The organism is Bacillus sp. DTU_2020_1000418_1_SI_GHA_SEK_038, from assembly GCF_032341175.1.
Taxonomy (GTDB): domain Bacteria; phylum Bacillota; class Bacilli; order Bacillales; family Cytobacillaceae; genus Cytobacillus.
The window spans coordinates 209,139-228,087 of sequence record NZ_CP135435.1; the positions used below are offsets into that span (position 1 = coordinate 209,139).

At 33.0% G+C, this 18,949-nt stretch carries 24 protein-coding genes and 1 pseudogene; 10 read left to right on the forward strand and 15 right to left on the reverse strand.

What is annotated here, in order from left to right:
- Positions 1-282: 282 nt before the first annotated feature.
- Together RRV45_RS01140 and RRV45_RS01145 are read left to right on the forward strand one after the other, a co-directional pair.
- Entirely contained in the window at positions 283-756 is a 474-nt protein-coding gene (locus RRV45_RS01140; protein WP_315666929.1) for a hypothetical protein, read from the forward strand.
- 407 nt (positions 757-1,163) lie between these two features.
- Positions 1,164-2,066 carry a tyrosine-type recombinase/integrase gene (locus RRV45_RS01145; RefSeq protein WP_315666930.1) on the forward strand — a complete coding sequence of 301 codons (903 nt, stop codon included), beginning with the start codon at positions 1,164-1,166 and terminating at the stop codon, positions 2,064-2,066.
- A gap of 1,378 nt (positions 2,067-3,444) precedes the next feature.
- Here RRV45_RS01145 and RRV45_RS01150 read toward each other — a convergent pair.
- Positions 3,445-4,155 (reverse strand): helix-turn-helix domain-containing protein, encoded by a 711-nt coding sequence (locus RRV45_RS01150; RefSeq protein WP_315666931.1) that lies wholly within the window; start codon positions 4,153-4,155, stop codon positions 3,445-3,447.
- A gap of 223 nt (positions 4,156-4,378) precedes the next feature.
- Between RRV45_RS01150 and RRV45_RS01155 the strand changes: the two genes are divergently transcribed.
- From RRV45_RS01155 to RRV45_RS01180, 6 genes are all read left to right on the forward strand, one after another.
- Complete coding sequence (locus tag RRV45_RS01155; RefSeq protein WP_315666932.1) at positions 4,379-4,885, forward strand: hypothetical protein; 507 nt, start codon at positions 4,379-4,381, stop codon at positions 4,883-4,885.
- 16 nt (positions 4,886-4,901) lie between these two features.
- Positions 4,902-5,069 carry a hypothetical protein gene (locus RRV45_RS01160; protein ID WP_315666933.1) on the forward strand — a complete coding sequence of 56 codons (168 nt, stop codon included), beginning with the start codon at positions 4,902-4,904 and terminating at the stop codon, positions 5,067-5,069.
- Positions 5,070-5,186: 117 nt separating this feature from the next.
- Entirely contained in the window at positions 5,187-5,462 is a 276-nt protein-coding gene (locus RRV45_RS01165) for a hypothetical protein (protein WP_315666934.1), read from the forward strand.
- Positions 5,463-5,543: 81 nt separating this feature from the next.
- The gene (locus tag RRV45_RS01170; RefSeq protein ID WP_315666935.1) at positions 5,544-5,777 is read left to right on the forward strand and encodes a hypothetical protein; all 234 of its coding nucleotides are present in this window, start codon (positions 5,544-5,546) and stop codon (positions 5,775-5,777) included.
- A gap of 135 nt (positions 5,778-5,912) precedes the next feature.
- Entirely contained in the window at positions 5,913-6,206 is a 294-nt protein-coding gene (locus RRV45_RS01175) for a hypothetical protein (RefSeq protein WP_315666936.1), read from the forward strand.
- 98 nt (positions 6,207-6,304) lie between these two features.
- Positions 6,305-6,691: a hypothetical protein gene (locus tag RRV45_RS01180; protein WP_315666937.1), complete on the forward strand. Its 387-nt coding sequence runs from the start codon at positions 6,305-6,307 to the stop codon at positions 6,689-6,691.
- A gap of 151 nt (positions 6,692-6,842) precedes the next feature.
- Here RRV45_RS01180 and RRV45_RS01185 read toward each other — a convergent pair whose 3' ends face one another.
- From RRV45_RS01185 to RRV45_RS01235, 13 genes are all read right to left on the reverse strand, one after another.
- The gene (locus tag RRV45_RS01185; RefSeq protein ID WP_315666938.1) at positions 6,843-7,229 is read right to left on the reverse strand and encodes a DUF5412 family protein; all 387 of its coding nucleotides are present in this window, start codon (positions 7,227-7,229) and stop codon (positions 6,843-6,845) included.
- Positions 7,230-7,333: 104 nt separating this feature from the next.
- Positions 7,334-7,756, reverse strand: a complete 423-nt coding sequence (locus RRV45_RS01190) for a hypothetical protein (RefSeq protein WP_315666939.1) — start codon at positions 7,754-7,756, stop codon at positions 7,334-7,336.
- A gap of 445 nt (positions 7,757-8,201) precedes the next feature.
- Positions 8,202-8,786: a type II toxin-antitoxin system HicB family antitoxin gene (locus RRV45_RS01195; protein WP_315666940.1), complete on the reverse strand. Its 585-nt coding sequence runs from the start codon at positions 8,784-8,786 to the stop codon at positions 8,202-8,204.
- Between the two features lie 150 nt (positions 8,787-8,936).
- The gene (locus tag RRV45_RS01200; RefSeq protein ID WP_315666941.1) at positions 8,937-9,161 is read right to left on the reverse strand and encodes a hypothetical protein; all 225 of its coding nucleotides are present in this window, start codon (positions 9,159-9,161) and stop codon (positions 8,937-8,939) included.
- Positions 9,162-9,211: 50 nt separating this feature from the next.
- On the reverse strand, positions 9,212-9,451 hold the full coding sequence (locus RRV45_RS01205) for a hypothetical protein (protein WP_315666942.1): 240 nt from the start codon (positions 9,449-9,451) through the stop codon (positions 9,212-9,214).
- Positions 9,452-9,590: 139 nt separating this feature from the next.
- Positions 9,591-9,917 carry a hypothetical protein gene (locus tag RRV45_RS01210; protein ID WP_315669130.1) on the reverse strand — a complete coding sequence of 109 codons (327 nt, stop codon included), beginning with the start codon at positions 9,915-9,917 and terminating at the stop codon, positions 9,591-9,593.
- Positions 9,893-10,354 (reverse strand): stage III sporulation protein AH, encoded by a 462-nt coding sequence (locus RRV45_RS01215; protein ID WP_315666943.1) that lies wholly within the window; start codon positions 10,352-10,354, stop codon positions 9,893-9,895. Before RRV45_RS01215 ends, RRV45_RS01210 begins: the two co-directional genes overlap by 25 nt.
- Before the next feature lie 82 nt (positions 10,355-10,436).
- Positions 10,437-10,847 (reverse strand): hypothetical protein, encoded by a 411-nt coding sequence (locus RRV45_RS01220; RefSeq protein ID WP_315666944.1) that lies wholly within the window; start codon positions 10,845-10,847, stop codon positions 10,437-10,439.
- Positions 10,848-11,843: 996 nt separating this feature from the next.
- A complete protein-coding gene (locus RRV45_RS22035) occupies positions 11,844-11,903 on the reverse strand; it encodes a hypothetical protein (RefSeq protein WP_410489352.1) in 60 nt (19 codons plus the stop codon).
- Between the two features lie 1,295 nt (positions 11,904-13,198).
- Entirely contained in the window at positions 13,199-13,258 is a 60-nt protein-coding gene (locus tag RRV45_RS22040; protein WP_410489352.1) for a hypothetical protein, read from the reverse strand.
- A 507-nt stretch (positions 13,259-13,765) separates the two neighbouring features.
- Positions 13,766-14,728 carry an FtsW/RodA/SpoVE family cell cycle protein gene (locus RRV45_RS01225; RefSeq protein WP_315666945.1) on the reverse strand — a complete coding sequence of 321 codons (963 nt, stop codon included), beginning with the start codon at positions 14,726-14,728 and terminating at the stop codon, positions 13,766-13,768.
- A complete protein-coding gene (locus RRV45_RS01230) occupies positions 14,725-15,156 on the reverse strand; it encodes a PadR family transcriptional regulator (RefSeq protein WP_315666947.1) in 432 nt (143 codons plus the stop codon). Before RRV45_RS01230 ends, RRV45_RS01225 begins: the two co-directional genes overlap by 4 nt.
- 3 nt (positions 15,157-15,159) lie before the next feature.
- Positions 15,160-15,711: a sigma-70 family RNA polymerase sigma factor gene (locus RRV45_RS01235; protein ID WP_315666948.1), complete on the reverse strand. Its 552-nt coding sequence runs from the start codon at positions 15,709-15,711 to the stop codon at positions 15,160-15,162.
- A 1,056-nt stretch (positions 15,712-16,767) separates the two neighbouring features.
- Here RRV45_RS01235 and ytxJ point away from each other — a divergent pair.
- Complete coding sequence (ytxJ, locus tag RRV45_RS01240; protein ID WP_315668902.1) at positions 16,768-17,097, forward strand: bacillithiol system redox-active protein YtxJ; 330 nt, start codon at positions 16,768-16,770, stop codon at positions 17,095-17,097.
- Positions 17,094-17,333 (forward strand): glutaredoxin family protein, encoded by a 240-nt coding sequence (locus tag RRV45_RS01245; protein WP_315666949.1) that lies wholly within the window; start codon positions 17,094-17,096, stop codon positions 17,331-17,333. Before ytxJ ends, RRV45_RS01245 begins: the two co-directional genes overlap by 4 nt.
- A 298-nt stretch (positions 17,334-17,631) precedes the next feature.
- Here RRV45_RS01245 and RRV45_RS01250 read toward each other — a convergent pair.
- Positions 17,632-18,764, reverse strand: a pseudogene (locus RRV45_RS01250) (D-serine ammonia-lyase); the annotation flags it as partial.
- Positions 18,765-18,949 lie beyond the last annotated feature (185 nt).

The following is an 18,949-nucleotide window of genomic DNA, read 5'->3' on the forward strand; positions in this document are numbered from 1 at the left end:
AATAAAGGAAATAAACCCGATAAGTGGAACTAGAATAATATTAGAATTCCCCTTAATTCTAATATTTTGAGTATGTGATAAAAATTATACTTTGCTCTTCCTTTAAAATTGACTAAAGACCAGACATTAATTTTGTTTGGTCTTTTCCATTAATATTCATTTTATTTTTACTGAATAAACTCGCCACAATTATCTTTTAACATACCGATCTCGTCTTTTGCCTAATATGTTATAACAATTGTAAGCCAATCAAATTGGCAAAATGAAAGGAGAGGATGAGGAATGGAAAAATTAATAAAAGAAGAAATGGAAAACTTATTTAATATAGGTGTAGGAGATCAATTTAATTTCGTTGGTTGTTATAAGGGTGAAAAGGGAAGTTATCTTATTGATCGAACTGATGGCCAAACGTACACTGACGACTTTTTAGCAGAAAATACAACTGAAGCGATTGAAATTCTATTTGAAAAGGTTGAAGAAATGATTGATGATGCGCAGAGGTGGCTATCAAAAAGATATTCGGAGTTAGACCGAGAAAATCCTTATGAAAGTAGAGAAGAAGAGTTACGAGAAGAATTACAGGATAAATTGAAAGAGGTGGTCATAACTGCCCTTTATAGGCTTCAATATGAAAATTTGAAGAACATAATTACAGAAGAGCAAGAGTTACAATTGGCCGAATTAAAATATAATAGGTTAGTTAAGAAATATGGACTTAAAGAGGAAGTAGATTTACATTTTAATAACTATAAATAGGGTAATAAGGAGGAGACAAAAAAATGGAACTATTGAATAGTAATGACTTAGAGGTTGTTAGGAGTATGTATCTGCAAGCACAAAATAAAAGTGCCAGCCTCAACAGTGATGGTACATACAATTTATATTTGAATTTCGGTTACGGGTGTGACGAATATAAGGTTACTGAGAAACAACTAAACTACATTCGACAATAAACAATACGCAGTATTATTTGAGATCCTTCAAAAATGAAATGGTGCTGGCAATGAGTTTAAAACGCGCTATAATACGACCAATAACAAGTTTGTCAGATAATATGTCTTATGCGACAGAACCTATTGCTTAGGCTATATTTTTTCGTCGCATAACATAAATAATCATAATTCAATTTTTGTCGTATAACATTGTGTAGGAGGCGTTGTCCTATGGAAATCATTTCAGTCACTTTTTCTCAAGCATTCGAGGGATTTAAAAACTATTTATTTGAAAAAAACAGAAGTATCAATACCATTAAAAGTTATGGTCAAGATTTACGCTTCTTTGAAAGTTGGTTGTATAATAATATACACTCTAATCCAATCATGGTTCAGGAAATAACGAAAACTGATATAAAAGATTTCGAGCGTGAAATTAAAGCAATCCCTTCTTTATCACCAGCGACTATTAACCGCCGACTGGTAGCAGTTAAAAAGTGGGCTGATTATTTGTTTATATCCAAATTTTCACCTGTAAACTTAGGTGATGAAATTGAAGTCAAAAAGGTCCAAAAACAGAATACCATTCGTTGGTTAACGAGACAAGAGGTAGGGCGATTATTACATGCAGTTGAAATGACGAAGCACAAAAATCTCCAAAAGGGATTATTACATGAAACACTTATTATTCTTCTAGTTAATCTCGGTTTAAGGATCGATGAGGCGTGTTCTTTAACCAAGACCTCAATTTCTTTTCGCAATAGCATAGTAAATGTAACCGGCAAAGGGAATAAGCACAGAATCGTTCCCTTAACAGAAAAAACCAAAGCACATATTCAAATGTGGCTTGAAAATAGGGACAAAGATTCAGATTACATTTTGATTAGCAGCAAAAGCAATCAATTAAGTACCAGAGCCGCCCAGCATATCTTAAAAAAATATAGCACCCAACTTGGAATAGAGATAACACCACATTCATTGAGACATACATATTGTAAGCAACTTGCAAATAGTGGGGTTGGTCTTCAAAGTATTGCAGAATTAGCCGGGCATTCCTCAATGGATACCACACGTATATATGTTACGCCGTCAATAAAGGAACTTCAGATGGCTTTGAAGAAAACAGAATTTTAATAACCAGTATTCATCTGATCAAATAGGGAGATAATTTCCCTATTTTTTTATGTTCACCTAGGAGCCACACCTTTTTTCGTTTGCGGACAAAAATATTAGGACGCGTTAGAATATTCTTATAAAGTTATCAAACAAACGTCATTTTTTGTCTGAATGGAGAAGATAAAATGTATTATTTAGACTTAGTATCTAGTTATTTTTGTGTAGTAGGTCTTTTATGGTTCATAATGATAATTTTTGTTAAGTTTGCACCGTCAATCTTGAAACAAGGAAAAGAAATGGCGGCTATATTGCAGGCAAAACTTCTATTGCTAAGTATTCCTTTATCGTTCCTGCTGGGATATTTTATATTTCATTTTCTCAATATTTATGAGTATATGAGTTTAGTTTAATGGATAACTGTTTAAAAGTATCCTTAAATAACAGTAAACTTTTTGGTGGCAAGATGATCGCTTTCACAAAAATGAAGGGTAGGATCTAATGTGTTTGGATACTTTAAAATTTATTTAAAAATTGATTATTATAGTGAGATTGACTTGCCGGTAGATGTTGGACTCCCAAAAAATAAACGGTCACTTAGTTTAGTGGCTGATTTAGAAATTCTAGAACTATTTTTACTAAATATTGATAGAAAAGCAGTAATTCGAGTAGTGCTATATAGTAGGAACAATAAACTAAAATTAGAGTACTATCAGAAGTTTAAGCAGATTTGCAGTAAGTATAATTTTAAGCATGGAATTGTTTAAACGGTTCATTTTATGGTATGGGGTTATTTGGATAGTCCTATTGATGAATTTGAAAAAGAACACGGAGTAAAGGAGTCAGTTAATGTTGCAATTGAAGACCTTGAATTGGAACATTAATATCAAAAAAATTATTGAGATAGCCTTGAGACAGCATTGAACTTTTATGATAAGTCGATACCCCAATAGAAGAAGAACATAGAGAAGATTAGTGATAATGGAGTGGTTCTGCCACTCTTTTTATTTTCTTTTTTACTACTTTTTTCAATAATCATATTTCCTTGCCTCATAATCCAAGGCCAGAAAAGAATAACGCAGGAGGCTGGTATTATATTTTATCTGAAATGCTAAGTGGACGGAATATAGTGTTTACTGATGCAAAACACTAATAATTAATGATACTTTTTTCAAAAATTTTAAGAGAAACAAGGGTTTCAATATTGGATAGAGAAGATAAAGGTATCAGGAAACTTCCCCTTAGATTCCTGATGGTACTCCTTAATACCTTGAGTGTTTTTCTTGTGTAAATCCTTTTCTTGGATGTCTTAAAAGACCAAACAGATTATTATTACTGTTTGGTCTTTTTGTTTAAAAAAATAAGGCTGCTATGATGTTTAGCCTTACGGAAAACAATATTATTTTCTTTCGCTAAGTTCCTGAAGTAATTCTAATGCCTTTTGACTATTCTTCATATTTACATGAATATATGATTTTAATATTTCAATTTTTTCCTCATCAGTTTTATCTTCTCGTTTTTCTAGTTCATTTATTATTGAAGCGTCCTTGAAACTATAGCCATCATCAATGTTATTAAAAATACTACCTAACATACCCTTTAGTTCATCAATATGGAAATGTTTTTGTTGAGCCATCCTAATAGTTCCATAAAAAATTGAGATTATATAATCAATTAATTCCTTTTGAACTTCTTTTTCCTCCTCCGTAAAATCTTCAAAAGATTTTCCTTCAGATAACAATAGATGGGTTAATGCAAATAAAAAAATGTAGTTCGAATCATTTTCAGGTAATTTAACCCCTTGCTTTTCTAAGAAATGTTCTTTAATTTTTTCCGCTGAAAAATTTGCAAATTCCTCTAAATAATCTGGAGCCCAAGTATCTAATATATATTCCCTGTTTCCAACCAAAAAGTCTACAGATGTATTAAAAATATTTGCTAGTTTGATGATATCTTCTAAAGCAGGTCTTCTAACATTCGTAATGTATTTGTGTAAATTTGATTTGTTAAAACCGTGTTTATCCATTAAAGATCCTTTTGAAATATCCATATTGTTCTTGTCTAACAGAATCTGTAGGCGATCCCCAATCATTACTTTTTCATCACTCATAACGTTTCACCCCGAAATATGATTTAAATAAATAATATTACTTATTGAACCAAATGTCCATCTGTTTGTTCTGCTTTTTAAAAAAGTTTACCTTTGGGTATTTACAAATAATAAACAACAGTGATATCATAAATCTACAGTTTGAACCAGATGTCCACTTTTAGTCTATTTCATATTATTTTAGTTTCTTTTTGGGTGAATAAAATCATTAGGGGGAGATTTTATGTTGAAAATGGAAGATGCCAGTAGAATTATGAAACCGGGTTTTATGAATGTCGTTGCAATTAAAAATCAAAAATTGAATACCATAGAGACAGTATTTATCATTAAAGATTTTAACTATAAATTGGAAAAATTAATGAAATCACATTATGCAAATGTAAGAGCAACTGTACAAGGAAATGAAAAAGCAAATGGATTAATCTTTATGACAAGGTTTAGTGGGATGAAAAATAAGATTTACCACTCTTGGTTTGATAAGACATTACAGGTGAATGAATTGTTCTATTTAATTAATCAAGAACGATTGCAGTACTTTTTAGTTGATGAGAAAAACAAACCATTTGATATTTTAGTGATTCCAAATGAAATAAGGGAAATTGCTTGTAAATATCTTGAAGGAGAAGACCTGTTGTGGTCAATTGATGAATTTAATCAGATGGTACAAGAAACTATGAATAAGTATAAATCAACTAATCGTATATGGGACCTTATAACAATGAAGGCATGAATAGGGGTGGCAGGGAATGAATAATTCAAGGTATAAAAGATTACAAGACTTGGAAGAGGAACTACGTATCATTCGTTCTTTATATGATAGATTTTGGACTGAAATGTCTCAACAACAACAAGATTATCTAGGAAACATTGAGCACAAAATTGTTAAAGAAATTCGTATTCTTGAGGAGCATTAAATGGTTTGCCTTCCATAGAGATTTAAATTAACGCTTGGGAATTATTAGCCAGCAACTAATTTTAACTGTTTGTAAAAGGAAGTAAAGAGAAAATTATGACGAAAGAAGGGATTTTTTATGATTGGAAAATTACGATATTATCATTCAAAACTACCTAAAGAACTCGACTATTATTATGTATGGCTGCCAGACTGCGGTCATTCAATTATGTGTGTATTGTCACAACATATAGATGATGCAAGAAAAGGTGATATTTCGGATTATATGTTGCCTGTTCCTGTTAAATATGTATTGGAAAAAGGTTATATTGCCCATCCAGAGTGTATTGAGGTGAAAGCACGATATATTTTGCCATTTGGCCTTCTAATAGAAGGAAATTACGAAGAGTGGTAAAACTGATTGTTTATAGCATTTAATAATCGAGTAGTTAGAGATATGCATGCTTTACAAAGTCAATTATTAGGAGGAGTTTTAATGAAGAAGAAAACCAACATTTCAACAATTTGCTGTTTAGAGATTTTTGGGAAGAATTACAATGTTGAATTGTATCATCAGAAAGAAGACGATCCCAAAGAAATGAGGAATATATTAGATAACATTACTATGGCTATGTATCTAACAAAGGCAGATAACATAAAAAAAATGAAAGATTTAATAAGAGAGATTAAGTGTCCATACCTTATTGAAGTTACAACAGTTAAGATTTAAATCTACAGGTAAAATCAAACACATTAGAGGAGATGTTTACACATTTCCACAGGTTTCTAAAAATAGAAGTCAGCCTCCCACACAAAAATGTTTGAGTGGGTCTTCATGAATTTAAAAGGGACAAGGAGGGATTATATGGACTTTGAAGTTCATTTATACAGAATAATAATCGGTTCATTTATTGAAGATTTAAGTAGTGATTATGAATTTGATGATTTTTCCATCATTAATAAATTTGAGGAAGAACTCGAATTGAAGGAATCGGTTAATGCTGCAATGGAAGATTTTGAGTTAGAACATCTATATCAACAAATTATTGATCACTGTCCTTCTTTTAGGAATCCAGAGTATTGGGTTAGCCTTAAGACAGCATTAAATATTTATGATAAGTCGATACGGCCAACAGAAGAACGGTATTGGGAAGATTAGTAATTTTAGAATTTAAAGGACAGGTAAAAATGGGTAAGTATGTTCTTACATTTATGTGCTTTTTCTATATCAATTTTCTAATATAGGGAGGAGATTTTATGGCATTTAAAAAACTGCCTTATAAAAATGCTTTAGTAATGAATGTAAATGGCAATCTTCAAGATGTTACCAATTTAATTGATAATTTTGCAATAGGAATCTTTGAGATTGCTGATGTCAATGATGAGGATTTTAAGAATGTACAGAGAAATTTTGGACTTACCTTAGAACTCAGGAAATTCCTAATCGAAAAAAATGTAGATGTTATTGTAGTAAATAGCATTTCGGACTTTACTCAATTTGAACAATTATATTCCTTTGTTCATCTATTTACTTTATTGAAATTTAATATAGTTTTTGCTAAAGAGAGGATTGACACGGGAAAGAAGCAGAATCTTTTTGAAGTACTAAAGTATGTTCAAACTTCTATTTCAAGAGCAGGATAATATACTTATCCTGCTCTTGCTAGTAGGCTTAATTATTTTAATAGAAAGTTTATTCAATTAGGAGTTTAAAATTTCCTAATCTTTTTGCTGTATATTGGATATGTCTTATTGCTCAACTAAAGTCTCGTTAATGAATGGAGGTAAAAGGCTTTTATTTACCTACATATTCAATCCTAACCCCATTTACCTTCCTATTCATTTCGGAAGATTCAGAGGAGTTATCATAAATAACCTTTAGGGTATTTTCATCAATCCATTTAATAGAAAAATCTTTATCTGACCTAAATGTATTTCCAGATTCATTTTTAAAATCTTCATCTTTATCTAAAATAGATAATTGTGGTGAAAAACCTGTTGTTGCACCACAACTTCTTTCGAAAATATAAGCCACATTTTCGCCATTGGGAGAAGGGAACTTTTGTTTAATATCATTTCCACACATATCCTCAAATAAAAAATCCAATAGATACTTACCAGCCATAAATCCAATTAATATTATGATAATCATCATTAAAGTCGTATTAAACCTTTTTGTCATAGTACCATCCCGAAAATTCGAAATATATTTCTAGCATCCTGACCCATTAACACAAGAAGCGATTGCTCTAATTGAACGATCATGCTCAGACAGTACAATAAAGTTTAAACTTCTTCCTGAAATATTTCTGATTTTATCGGCTTTAAATTTAAAGGAATTTTAAACTCCTGAAGGTTTTCTATATGATTAAAAAAATCATCTATATAATCATAATCCATTGACCATTCTCCTGTTTCTAACTTACTCAATTCATCTGTGGGTTTAAATAAAAATTTACAGTGGAGTTGTTCCATTCGTGAGTATTCATCTTCTTCATACACAGTAAACTGACGTACAAAATCAAAGAGAAATAGTTCTTCTCCAGTAAAATTATAAACACCACATTGGAATAGGATTTCTATATCTTCTTCTCCCACAACTGGTTTCTTACAAAATACCTTAAATGTTTCCCAAACCCTTTTTATATCATCGGTATCTTCACCAATCATATTTTTAAGGTAACTTTCAGCATTCTTAACCGTAATCATTACAACACCACCGATATTATTATGTGCTTCCTCTTCTTCCTCAACTAAAGCCCCGCTAATTGAAGAATTGGTGAAAAACTATTAAAAGGACTCCTAATAAAATCAAACCAAAAATAATGATTAATCCACTGGTATCCAATAAAACACCTAATATTGCCCAAGTGAGATAGAAAATTTTAGTCTTTGTATTTTCATCCTTATAATTCTTGTAGGCTTCTTTGATTAACCACCCTAAAATACTACATCCGAAAACAACCAAAATAATCCCAATAACCACTATCTTCATAATCGTTCAGTTTTCTTACTCCTTTTTTTAAAAGGTTCTATATCAGTAAGTTTGTCACTTTTTTAAATCCACTATTCTGCCCCTTACTTTAAGATGAAAAAAGCATTACTGTTGTTCCAGTGATGCACTCCTTATTGAAGAAAATACTCAATATTCGAATCAATCTTTGTATCCTTTATAACCACGACGTTTTAGAATTACATCTTCAACGAATTGATTAAATTTCTCCTCCGCTTCAGTTCGTAATTTGACTGTAAAAAGGTAAGGATAATCAGGATTTTTCTTGTAGAAGGAATCAAAAATTTCAATTTCATCTTTAGAACAATACTCAAAAAAAATGTCCCACGTTCCTTGATCATTTTTATACCCAATGGCTTCTATAAAATCATCATTTTTTTCGACGTAATAGCAAATATGCCAATGGCGTCCTTTTAAATGTTCCTCTATTTCTTCGGCATACGGGTCAAAGGATGTCTCTACCTCGATTAATTCCATCCCTTGGGAAAGGTGGTTTCTTTGAATAGTGATTGGTTCAGGTAATTCTTCATTATCATATAAGATCCCCGCCAAAGAGTATGCCAAATCCATTTTTGCATTTGTTATCGCTTCACGTTTTGTTTCTCCTCTTGATAAGGGGAAGTCCCACCCTGATTCAGGAAACAAAGTGGGGAAATAAACACAAAATATTCCTTCATCGTCCTGTTGGATGAATGCTGGATAAACTAATTTATCGGAAATTACCATAGCCACACATCCTTTAATCAATAAGCCTTTTTATAAATCGGTAAAGGTTTAAACCCACCATTTATTTCTTCTTTAAATATTTGCAACTATTAATAACCTGCTGCTATCCCTACTGAACTATACTGCCGCCATTACTTTAATAATGCGATATCAATAAGATAAAAATATGGCTATAACACCGAAAATAACTGCAACAACCCCCAAAATAAGTCCTTTTGATAATTTTTTATCCCATTTATTTACAAAGATATTTGATATACTTCTATCGTCATTTATCGCCTCTTTAAATTCTTTCTTGAATCTAAATGTTTGTATGAACAGTATCATTAATAAGATTATAGAAATTAAACCTAAAACTACTCTTAGCCAATCCAATAATTATCAGTCCTTTATTCAAAAGGCTTTATTACACCATATTTTTAATGCTAACTCTTTCTATACTTTTGTTCCATCGCCATCCAATATAGTAAGCCTCCAATAAGTCCACAAATCATAAAAATTATAACGCTCTGAGTTTTAATCATAATATTCTCAGACCAATGCGTCCAAAGTGAGTAAATTAAACCCACAGGAAGTCCCCAACCAAGCATACAACGTAAGAGAATAAATCTAATCTTCCCTTTTGAATGAACCTTTTTCCACTTTTCTTTTTGTTCACTATTCATATACTCCACCCAAATAAATCATTAAATTTGTATCAAATATCATATTTTGCCCAAGGGTTACACTATTCTGCAAGTTAGTTGAAAAAAGGCAAGTCTAATTTGACGGCCTTTCTTAATCGATTAACACCCATAATTAATTTTAGAACAAATATTTTAGTGAATTGAAAATAGAATAAGAAATACTGATCAAGCCTAATATAAATAAAAATATACTCAATTTGAGGTAGCCATTATTATCCTTAAATTCTTTATACGCTTCAAAAAATAAAAACAAAGAAAATACCATAAGAATCATGCTTTTTACCATTGGTTCATTTGAAAAATATTCAGCAACTAAATATAAAAGCATAAAAAAGATGTATTTTAAAATTATTGCCCCCTCCCTTTTTGTCCATTTATAACAATTAATAAAAATATAGACATCTGCCACTAACTGCTCCGTTACTTCAATAAAAAGTAATCCCATATAGTTTCTTCAACCATAAAAAATTCTTCGTGTGAACATACGGCTAATATACATTTTTCATTGTGATAAAACATTAAGTCTTCTGGTAGTTCAGGGCTAATCCAATCAAAAAGAGAATTGCAACGTTCTTTTAAAAACTTACTTGTAGTATTATTTAAATGAAAATAAAAGACGTATGCTGTACCCCCAGCAAGTTTTGTTGTTTCCCATTCTCGTTGAATTTTCCTTTCGAGTAAATATCCTTCAATATCGGTGATCAAATTATCAATATAGGCAAGACGCACTTCTTCAATCTCCATCATTTGTCTATTCTCAACAAAAGCAAAACGATTGCAATGTTTTGATAAAATGTCAATTAATTGTTTATATCGTTTGCCCTCTACATTTTCCGTAAACATTAACATATTAATTCCTCCCCGAATTCCTGCTTTTTTCACGCATTTAACTCTTCTGACTTAGTTTGCAAAAAGAGCAACTGCTTCTTGTTTCATAATCGCTTCTGTTTGTTGAACAAGGATTTTAATATACTTTCTTTTCAAATATAGCAAGTTTCTTAAATTTTTTATCAAAACTTTGCCGTTGAATTAGATTATTCAACCAAAACTTCGCCCTTTCAAAATCTTCATTTTTAATAAATGCTTCTATGGCTTGTTTAAAATTATTACTGTATTTAAAACTCTCATTTATCATTATTTCAAGCCCTTGATTGTAGCAGTCAGATGCTAATTTATATTCCTTTGTTTTTGTATATAACATTCCCAAATAAATTAAACCACTTGATTTTTCTTCTTTACTGAAATTTGTTTGTTTAAGGGCTGAATTCATAATCTGGATTGCCTTTTTTCTTAAAAATAAACTCTCATATGTATAGGCTCTATAAAAAAAGTCCTCATACTTCCTTAATGGTTTGATTAGTGAAAAAATACTCATTTATTCCATCCTCTATACTTATTCTTTGTTATTTATTGTTTCCTTTAAATTAAGGTTTTAGATTTATTTTTTTGTCAATATAACCTGTTTTCGTTAGTTCCATATTTCCTAATTCTAGTTTTATATAAAATTTCAAATACTATGTCTATATCTAAAATAACAAAATCGGTGGAATATTTTACAACCTCATTACAGGATTTTTAGAAACAAATATTTGTTTGTATGTTTGTATCTATGTCAAACTAAAATAAAGTTTGGCGTATGAGAAAAAAGTCTGCTTAAGAATAAAAAAGTTTGCATAAAGTCTCGTGGGTGTATCCAGAGTATGGGTATATTCACGGGGCTTTTTTATGTTTATTGTGGGCTACCAAAGTTTTTTCGTGAGGATCAAGATGCCCCTAACGGGGGGTAATTCCTGCATAAGTACAGCACAAGGGACATTTCCTAAAACTCTGAATAAGAAGCACGGTTTCAAACCAATAAAGGAAAGCCCACGTCCAGCAACGTGTAACACGCCCCAAGCAAGGTTCTCGCCCTTAAAAATAAATATATATAAATAATTAGGCATAGGTGAATTGGTAAGTATGGGGAATGACGGTGGTACAGGGGAAACCGTAAAGTATAGTAGAGTGCTCATTTTTCATGGGAAGCCCACGTCCAGCAACGTGTAATACGCCCCAAGCAAGGTCCTCGCCCTTATAAATAAATATATATAAATAATTAGGTATGGGGTCAGGAGGTAAGTATGGGGAATGGCGGTGGTACAGGGGAAACCGCAAGGTATAGTAGAGTGCTTCATCTTCCAAGGGAAGTCCACGTCCATGAAGGTATACCATGCTTCAGACATAAGCACTCGCCCATAAAGAAATAATGAAAAATAAAAATAAATAATTATGTATGGGTAACGTGGAAAGTATGGGATTGACGGTGGTATATGAGAAACCGTAAGGTGCTAGGTATGATGCAGATGGATGAAAGGTATCTTCGATACCTCATTTATTGGCGAGGTGCGAATATCATTACTGAAACACCCGCTAAACAGATACCAGCACCTATCCAATCGTATAAATCAGGTGTACCCCATCTTCATATACGGAAGGACTCCTCCATAGCAGCATATACTCTGTATGGAAATGTTCGAAATGTAGTAATTACCACATTATTACGCCAAGGCTACTCCTCCGAAAACACCCCAATAAGTGGCTTTCTTTTCTTAAACAATAGCCAAATTAGATCCCCCTCCACCAATTTCGGCAATTCCAACAAATATAAAAAATACAATTGCATAGGCACCTCATTAGAAGGAAAGAATCGGTTATGGTACAGGGGGCACCGTTAGGTGCCCTAATTGGGTTTTGGTCACTCCTCTAGTATGGTGATCTCTCCACTATGTTTAAGCAAACTTTATTCTTATCATTTTTATTTTTCGAGTTCATTTTCGGCAGAAAACGGGCAAATCCTTGAGCAAACTTTATTCTTAAGGAATAATCTGGATAATCCCATTGAAGTCAGATTTGGCAAGGGGTGAACGTGATTCCTCGCTTCTACAAACTTTATTCTAATTTAACACTGGTAACAATTGAAAATTCATGTCAAACTAAAATAAAGTTTGGCGTATGAGAAAAAAGTCTGCTTAAGAATAAAAAAGTTTGCATAAAGTCTCGTGGGTGTATCCAGAGTATGGGTATATTCACGGGGCTTTTTTATGTTTATTGTGGGCTACCAAAGTTTTTTCGTGAGGATCAAGATGCCCCTAACGGGGGGTAATTCCTGCATAAGTACAGCACAAGGGACATTTCCTAAAACTCTGAATAAGAAGCACGGTTTCAAACCAATAAAGGAAAGCCCACGTCCAGCAACGTGTAACACGCCCCAAGCAAGGTTCTCGCCCTTAAAAATAAATATATATAAATAATTAGGCATAGGTGAATTGGTAAGTATGGGGAATGACGGTGGTACAGGGGAAACCGTAAAGTATAGTAGAGTGCTCATTTTTCATGGGAAGCCCACGTCCAGCAACGTGTAATACGCCCCAAGCAAGGTCCTCGCCCTTATAAATAAATATATATAAATAATTAGGTATGGGGTCAGGAGGTAAGTATGGGGAATGGCGGTGGTACAGGGGAAACCGCAAGGTATAGTAGAGTGCTTCATCTTCCAAGGGAAGTCCACGTCCATGAAGGTATACCATGCTTCAGACATAAGCACTCGCCCATAAAGAAATAATGAAAAATAAAAATAAATAATTATGTATGGGTAACGTGGAAAGTATGGGATTGACGGTGGTATATGAGAAACCGTAAGGTGCTAGGTATGATGCAGATGGATGAAAGGTATCTTCGATACCTCATTTATTGGCGAGGTGCGAATATCATTACTGAAACACCCGCTAAACAGATACCAGCACCTATCCAATCGTATAAATCAGGTGTACCCCATCTTCATATACGGAAGGACTCCTCCATAGCAGCATATACTCTGTATGGAAATGTTCGAAATGTAGTAATTACCACATTATTACGCCAAGGCTACTCCTCCGAAAACACCCCAATAAGTGGCTTTCTTTTCTTAAACAATAGCCAAATTAGATCCCCCTCCACCAATTTCGGCAATTCCAACAAATATAAAAAATACAATTGCATAGGCACCTCATTAGAAGGAAAGAATCGGTTATGGTACAGGGGGCACCGTTAGGTGCCCTAATTGGGTTTTGGTCACTCCTCTAGTATGGTGATCTCTCCACTATGTTTAAGCAAACTTTATTCTTATCATTTTTATTTTTCGAGTTCATTTTCGGCAGAAAACGGGCAAATCCTTGAGCAAACTTTATTCTTAAGGAATAATCTGGATAATCCCATTGAAGTCAGATTTGGCAAGGGGTGAACGTGATTCCTCGCTTCTACAAACTTTATTCTAATTTAACAATTCAAATCATTATAAAGTCCGTTACCGAACCATCCCGCTTCTGCAAGGACACTCCTAACCGCCATATACATATACCCTGTTCCATTTGGGTCGGCATCTGGGTTTATAAAAGCAAGTAATCTAGTAAACAAATAACTTTGGCGTGAGGTCATGATGATCATAATTACGAAGATGGCACCAGCCATTAGATTAGTTACGACTAGTTTGATAGTTAATTTCTTATGAACTCGGGCAAAAGTAAACATTCCTAGTAAACAGAAGAAGTAAATGATACCAACCATAAAGTCTGGCACCATCATGTAGAGCAAGATGGGAATCCAAAATAAAACAAGAAGAAAACCTTGTTTTTTCCAACTACGAAACTCATTCATTTTGTTAAAAATTCCCGCCCAAGCAAGAAAAAAGAAAAATAAGCTCATTATAGTGCCATCGACCGCGAGGCCTGAAAGTGAAACCCACTTTTTTGCTCCGTTGACCATATATCCAAATAAATGGAGATATAAATGGATCAACAAGCCGATAGCATAAAAGTTCATCCACCAGTTCATTATTTTTTGGTAATCAAAGAAAAAGAACACAATAATTACAGGAACAGCTAGGGAGTACCAGATAGCCTGTCGCTCCATAAAATAGGTGCTTGATAAGGAAACTTCGGGAATTCCACCAACTAACGGAAGAAAACTAATACTAGCAAAAATAACAAATAAAACAATAAGAACCCAATCGATTTTTGGCTTATGAAGGGGATTTAATTTCTCTCCGATGGAAAAAGGATTTCCCATTTCTTGAATGGCCTTTTCATCTGAATCCTCCTCAGAAAATCCTCTTTTTTTGTAAGATTGACTTAACTCTTGCAGATGATGAGTAAGCTCTTTTTTTATCATGGTGTGTGCTTCCTTAGATTTCACTTTGGAAGTAACTTTACTTAAAAATTCTTCAAATTTGGGAGAACTCATAAGGATGCCTCCTTTATTAAGTGTTTAAGGGATATCTCTTGTTTTGAGATATCTTCTTTATAAGTAGCTAAGTATTTTTTTCCTTCGGAATTTAAGGAGTAATATTTCCTTTTATTAATCCAATTAGAAGTAAGAATTTCTTTATTTTCTAATAGATGTAGAAGTGTATAAAGCTGCCCTTCATTTTTTTGGAAAGTACGTTCGTTTTTTTGAAAAAGTTGGATGGAAATATTGTAGCCATCCTTTGATTCATGCTGAACAGATTCTAATATAGCTATAATGGTTTCGCTATTCCAATTATCAAATTGTGATTGTTGATTCGTACGAATGGCTTCTTTCACGGCACTTTTTCTTTCATTTGAAAAAGAAAGATCCTTAAAAATTGATTTTTTCATCGAACTCTTTAGGTTCATAAATGGATCATTCATCTCCTAAACCTCCTCTATCATCTTGTCTTTTAGTAATTCTTTCGCACGCTTTAATCTCGTTTTTAATGTATTTATATTTACTGTAGTAATCTTGCTTATTTCTCTTAAAGACAGTTCTTCATAATAATGCAGAAATACGACTTCTCTGTACTTTAGAGGTAAATTCATGACAGCATTAGTTAAAATATCTTCTTCACTATTTTTGATAATTTCCTCTTCAACCTGTTTTGATTTTGAAGGGATATAATCCAAAATTTTATCGCTAAGCGTTATTTTTCGATAATGCCAGCTTCTTAAATAATCCTTACAATGATTACTAGCAATACGATATACCCAAGTCTTTATTGTTGCCTGCTGATTAAACTGATTTAACTTTTCATAGCACTTTATAAATATCTCTTGCGTTAAATCTTCTGCTGTAGCTCGGTTTTTAACATATGTATAAACGAGATGCAGGATATCATCGCTATATTCATGCATTAATTGATCAATTATCTGCTCTCTCTCGTCCAGCATACTTTCGTCTGTCACCGCCAATTGTTTTAGTCCATTCATAGTGTCACCCTCTCACATAGTTTAGACGAAGCTAACCTTCATCCGGTTTGAAGAAATAAAAGATTTTTTATGAGCATCTGTAATCTAGAGTATAAATAAAAAGGAACAACCTCTTATCAGATTGTTCCAGCATGTTGAAGGTAGGTTAAATGGCTTATAAAACTACTTATTCGACTATTGATTCCTTATTTCTCAGAAGGAACTGAAATGACAACAACTCCTAAATTCAGCATTGCTTATCGTTGTAAATCTGCATTTTCCGTTGTCAAATAGTTTAAGTGTAAACCCTCACAATATCTACTTTGCATAAAAATTGTTATTCAACAATCTGGCCCGTTTGTTGAACAAAGGTAAAACTTATTTCTAAACTAATCCGCTCCGATGTTTAATAAAAAAAGCGATCCTTCATTATTGAAGAATCACCATCCGTTATATATCTTCCAAAGTTTCCTGATTTCAAACTTATGATTTATTAATTTAATGGCGACCTTGTAGTTTTCGAAGCTAATAGGTCACACTTAGTTTGTCTATAAATGTACAAGGGAACAAATTATGGGTCATATTTGAGTTGTTTAATATTAATTTATTTTGCATCATTAATCAATGTTTCAAGGAAATTTAGGTCACGACTTTGTTGTCTGAGAACAGCTGTTGTCTCATAGAAAAAAAGTTCTTTGCTCGATAAAAAAGTTCTTTACTGAAAATTAATGTTTTTTACTTGAGTCCTTTAAGGTTTCCTTAAAGGACTTTTTTTATTTTTTAATCTTTATATTGTTTGTGAAATGTTTTACTTAAACTAACGGATCAGGTTAGTGAAGAAGGTGTTTTCAATCTCTTAGAAAAAAGCCTTAAAGAAAGAATTCAAATGGAAGTTTCTTGTAATTATAATTTTGTCATCAACCCATAATCCTTTAATAGCAGTGTTTTACAATAGACATACGTTTTTGTTAATAGGGTTGTTCCTATGTGGACGAGTCACATTATTAGTAAAGTATCTTCAATTATGATAAATTTATGAACGAAAATATTATATTGAAAAACAGGATGGTGCGGATGATGTCAATAAAACAACTTAAAAGTATTGAAGAATTAAATGAATTTGTTCAACAACCTGGGAAACATTTGTTATTAAAACATAGTACAACTTGCCCAATCAGTGCCAAAGCGAATGAAGAATTTCAATCATTTGTTAATGAAAATGAAACTACTTCTGCCGCAATGGTCTTGGTAATAGAAGATCGACCTGTATCAAATCATATTACTGAAGAATTTGAAATTAAACATGAATCTCCACAAATCTTGCTATTTGATAATGGAAAAGTTTCTTGGAATACTTCTCATTGGAAAATTACAAGAGATTCGATCAAGGAGGCTCTGAACGCATGAGCAAACAAGTCATCGTTTATTCCGCGCCTGGTTGCGTAGAATGCAACTACGTTAAACAAATGCTAGAAGAGGAAAAAATTTCATTTGAAGTAAGAGACGTAATGTCAAGTGTGGAATATCAACAGGAAGTCGAAAAATTTGGCTTTATGGGTGTACCTGTTACCGTAGTTGGAGATAAAGCAATTAAAGGCTTTAATCCCGAATTAAAAGAACTTATAGAAACAATTGAAAAGTAAGGTTAGCCAAAGTCATGATGTAAAGTCATGGCTTTTTTAGTGCGCTAAAAGTATTCCATCCCTTCAGGATTGACCAGAGACGAGAGATGGTATATAAAAAAAGTAAAGTTGTCGCTAAATCGGTGCTCTCCATCCCTGCTTGTTTCGCAATCGGGCCAGATTGTGGAACAACATCCTTCAAAGAAAACTTTATTTTTAAATTAAATTTTAGAAGAGTTTGTGAGGGGTTGTTCTTATACTAACGGGAGGTTAGTTTAACAAGAAAAGATATTTCAGGTTAAACTCCCTCGTGTTAATGTTACTCTAACGTTAATTTCAAACCTTTTTGATAATATTGTGTCATCATTTCTTCAGGAACCATGCTTCCACCAGTCCCCCAAAATAATATGTGTTCCCTTACTCATCTTTTCCGTTAAACTATGCTTCCGTAAATAATCGATTCCCTCTTTATATAATTTACTTGGTCCTATCATGCCTGCTAGTGCAGAAGGTTCTAAATGAATCCCCTCTGTATCGACTAGTTCTTTTAGCAACTTATACAACTGTTCATCGCTAACTGTATAATTACCACTTAAAAAAGGTTCCATAGTTTTACCCACAAACCCAGATGGCCTTCCTACAGCAAGTCCATCCGCGTCTGTTACATTATCTATACCAACATCTTGTACAGAAACTTTATCATTAAGTCCAGTCATTAAACCGAGTAACATACATGGTGAGTGGGTAGGTTCTGCAAAGAAACAGTGAACATGGTCTTGATACAATAATTTCAAACCAAAAGGATGTAGCCACTGCATATCCTAAAAATAGGTCGTGAGAATTTTCATCATCCACAAAATAACATGTTGGGTCACTATCTGCTTGGTTTCGACCTTCCTCTACTGCTTTACTATAATCAGCTTCATATTCAATAATTTTGACATTTTTGCTTCTAAGCAAGTCTTTTTTCCATTGTTTTGCCTCAGCTGACATATGAACAGAAACATTAAAACCCAACTTTGCACTGATGATGCCAATACTAAGTCCTAAATTTCCAGTCGAGCCTACTGCGATTGAATATTGTGAGAAGAAGGTTCGAAGCCTATCACTATCTAAAATCGAATAATCATCATGAATCGTTAACAATTGATGTTGAAAAGCTAATTCTTCTGCATGTTTGAGAATTTCATAAATCCCGCCTCTTGCTTTAATAGATCCTGAGATAGGAAGGTGACTATCACATTTTAGTAATAATTCCTCTAATATAGGTTGTTGATAATTCTGTTCTAAGGATTGTTTCATGGCAGGAACTTTCACTAAAGGAGATTCTATGATACCATTCATTCCTTTTGTTTCAGGGAAAACCTTGGCGATATATGGAGCAAAGCGTTTCAACCTTTCCTCTGCCTCTCTTACATCTTCTTGAGTTAGGGGGGATTTTTTAATTCCCGATTGAAAGGAACAACAACGGGGTTAGAAAAAACAGCAGGGTTTTATGCAGACAAGGACACTACCTAACCCCTTGAAAATCCTCTATTTTCCATTTTTTCACCAAAAGTACGCTTTGTTGTTTAGTTGTTGGGTCTACCCCTAAGGGTCTTCCACCATACTATGTCAAAGGCACATTTTCATTTTTG

Excerpts from the sequence above, each read along its gene's own strand:
- RRV45_RS01220 (WP_315666944.1), bottom strand. The coding sequence starts at position 10,847 with ATGAGTATTTTTTCACTAATCAAACCATTAAGGAAGTATGAGGACTTT.
- RRV45_RS01180 (WP_315666937.1), top strand. The coding sequence starts at position 6,305 with ATGGCATTTAAAAAACTGCCTTATAAAAATGCTTTAGTAATGAATGTA.
- RRV45_RS01210 (WP_315669130.1), bottom strand. The coding sequence starts at position 9,917 with ATGGGATTACTTTTTATTGAAGTAACGGAGCAGTTAGTGGCAGATGTC.
- RRV45_RS01145 (WP_315666930.1), top strand. The coding sequence starts at position 1,164 with ATGGAAATCATTTCAGTCACTTTTTCTCAAGCATTCGAGGGATTTAAA.
- RRV45_RS01245 (WP_315666949.1), top strand. The coding sequence starts at position 17,094 with ATGAGCAAACAAGTCATCGTTTATTCCGCGCCTGGTTGCGTAGAATGC.
- RRV45_RS01155 (WP_315666932.1), top strand. The coding sequence starts at position 4,379 with ATGTTGAAAATGGAAGATGCCAGTAGAATTATGAAACCGGGTTTTATG.
- RRV45_RS01205 (WP_315666942.1), bottom strand. The coding sequence starts at position 9,451 with ATGAATAGTGAACAAAAAGAAAAGTGGAAAAAGGTTCATTCAAAAGGG.
- RRV45_RS01225 (WP_315666945.1), bottom strand. The coding sequence starts at position 14,728 with ATGAGTTCTCCCAAATTTGAAGAATTTTTAAGTAAAGTTACTTCCAAA.
- RRV45_RS01185 (WP_315666938.1), bottom strand. The coding sequence starts at position 7,229 with ATGACAAAAAGGTTTAATACGACTTTAATGATGATTATCATAATATTA.
- RRV45_RS01160 (WP_315666933.1), top strand. The coding sequence starts at position 4,902 with ATGAATAATTCAAGGTATAAAAGATTACAAGACTTGGAAGAGGAACTA.
- RRV45_RS01235 (WP_315666948.1), bottom strand. The coding sequence starts at position 15,711 with ATGAATGGACTAAAACAATTGGCGGTGACAGACGAAAGTATGCTGGAC.
- RRV45_RS01190 (WP_315666939.1), bottom strand. The coding sequence starts at position 7,756 with ATGATTACGGTTAAGAATGCTGAAAGTTACCTTAAAAATATGATTGGT.
- RRV45_RS01140 (WP_315666929.1), top strand. The coding sequence starts at position 283 with ATGGAAAAATTAATAAAAGAAGAAATGGAAAACTTATTTAATATAGGT.
- RRV45_RS01150 (WP_315666931.1), bottom strand. The coding sequence starts at position 4,155 with ATGAGTGATGAAAAAGTAATGATTGGGGATCGCCTACAGATTCTGTTA.
- RRV45_RS01165 (WP_315666934.1), top strand. The coding sequence starts at position 5,187 with ATGATTGGAAAATTACGATATTATCATTCAAAACTACCTAAAGAACTC.
- RRV45_RS01170 (WP_315666935.1), top strand. The coding sequence starts at position 5,544 with ATGAAGAAGAAAACCAACATTTCAACAATTTGCTGTTTAGAGATTTTT.
- RRV45_RS01175 (WP_315666936.1), top strand. The coding sequence starts at position 5,913 with ATGGACTTTGAAGTTCATTTATACAGAATAATAATCGGTTCATTTATT.
- RRV45_RS01195 (WP_315666940.1), bottom strand. The coding sequence starts at position 8,786 with ATGGTAATTTCCGATAAATTAGTTTATCCAGCATTCATCCAACAGGAC.
- ytxJ (WP_315668902.1), top strand. The coding sequence starts at position 16,768 with ATGTCAATAAAACAACTTAAAAGTATTGAAGAATTAAATGAATTTGTT.
- RRV45_RS01230 (WP_315666947.1), bottom strand. The coding sequence starts at position 15,156 with ATGAATGATCCATTTATGAACCTAAAGAGTTCGATGAAAAAATCAATT.